Here is a 1,488-nt window from a genome sequence, read left to right as displayed (position 1 = left end):
AAAGGTTTTGTGTCTACTCACTCAGAGCGTTTTCCTTATCTAGAGTGGCTAATAGGTTTTACTGGTTCAACGACGATGGTTAAAGAGATGGCTTAGACATGCTAAGGCCAAGTAGTTTTTCAATAAAAAATTCAACGTGCAACTTATTGCTCAAGCGTTGTTTTTTTATCCTGTTTTGCTATCCAAAAAGTGAATAAAATGACTAAAGAGTACTTAAATATATTTATTTTTATATTGGTTGTCTATCTGCTGCTTGCTTTAGCGCTATTTTTGTTTCAACGAAATTTTCTCTACTACCCTGAAAGCTTTAAACCATCAGAACAATTATTAGCTGAGAATAATTTGCATTTTTGGCCATCTTCTGAAAACTATCGTGGTTTGATAGCAAAAGATGAATTGGAAAATACTAAAGGTACAATGATCGTCTTTCACGGGAATGCTGGAACAGCTTATCATCGTACTTTTTACATAAATGCTTTGTCACAATACGGCTTTAGAATTATTTTAGCTGAATATCCTGGATACGGTGGTCGTAAAGGTCAACCAAGTGAATCCGTTTTAGTGAATGATGCTTTAGAAACGATCAAATTGGCACACCAGACCTATGGTGAGCCTTTATATCTTTGGGGAGAGTCACTGGGTAGTGGTGTTGTTTCGGGGGCAATTGCTAAAGTTGATGTTCCGATTAATGGTTTAGCACTGTTTACTCCCTGGGATTCACTACCTAATCTGGCTCAAACCCATTATTGGTATCTACCAGCTCGCTGGTTAGTGTTAGACCAGTATAATAGTGTTGATAATCTTCGACAATTTAAGGGTAAAGTTGCTGTAGTACTGGCAGAGAAGGATGAAGTTATCCCTGTCAAGCATGGGAAAGAATTATACAAATCCATTGCTACTCGTAAGAAAGTTTGGTCATTTGAAGATGCGGGACATAATTCAGTGCCGATTGCGGCAAGAGAATTATGGTGGAAAGAAGTGAGCGACTTTCTTACTCAATAAGTTAACTTTTCTGCAGAAGTCTTCTTTCTTAGTTCAGCGCTGTTTATCAAGATAATTGTCGCTTATCTGACCTATACGACCACGAAGCATGTATTGTAAATGAGTGTGGTTTAATATATTCATTAGCAATAAGAACTATGAAAGTAATAAAAAAAATAATGATCAACGATCTTCTTGGTTTGTATTCTGGATCAACTATTGATTTGTCTAATCGTATAAAAGTTTTTTTCTAGCCATCCAGAATGATATTTAGTAATTGCAAGTTTACCGGAGAAATTACCCCTTATGTCAGGATAGTTGTCGCCTCACCTGAAGTAAAAATCTAAAGAAAGGGGCGCAGGTGAATGATGAGTGAAGCGCGTATTAAAAGAAAGAAAAGAAGCTATTCTAGCTAAGATGATGCCACCCCATAATATGAGTGTTCCAGCACTTGCAGAAGAAACCGGTATTTCAGCAAAAACCTTGTATAATTGGCGTCAGGTTGCG

General features: G+C 37.0%; 2 protein-coding genes. Both read left to right on the top strand.

Annotation, left to right across the window (positions count from 1 at the left end):
- Positions 1 to 198 precede the first annotated feature (198 nt).
- The gene (locus tag KCG35_RS25240) at positions 199 to 1,002 is read left to right on the top strand and encodes an alpha/beta hydrolase (protein WP_215822614.1); all 804 of its coding nucleotides are present in this window, start codon (positions 199 to 201) and stop codon (positions 1,000 to 1,002) included.
- Between the two features lie 396 nt (positions 1,003 to 1,398).
- Positions 1,399 to 1,488: hypothetical protein (locus KCG35_RS27195; RefSeq protein ID WP_373687380.1), on the top strand; the 90-nt coding region annotated here is incomplete at its 3' end.

The organism is Zooshikella harenae (assembly GCF_018837975.1).
GTDB lineage: Bacteria > Pseudomonadota > Gammaproteobacteria > Pseudomonadales > Zooshikellaceae > Zooshikella > Zooshikella harenae.
The sequence above is the reverse complement of the archived record's forward strand: the minus strand, read 5'-3'. Positions and strand labels throughout refer to the sequence as shown.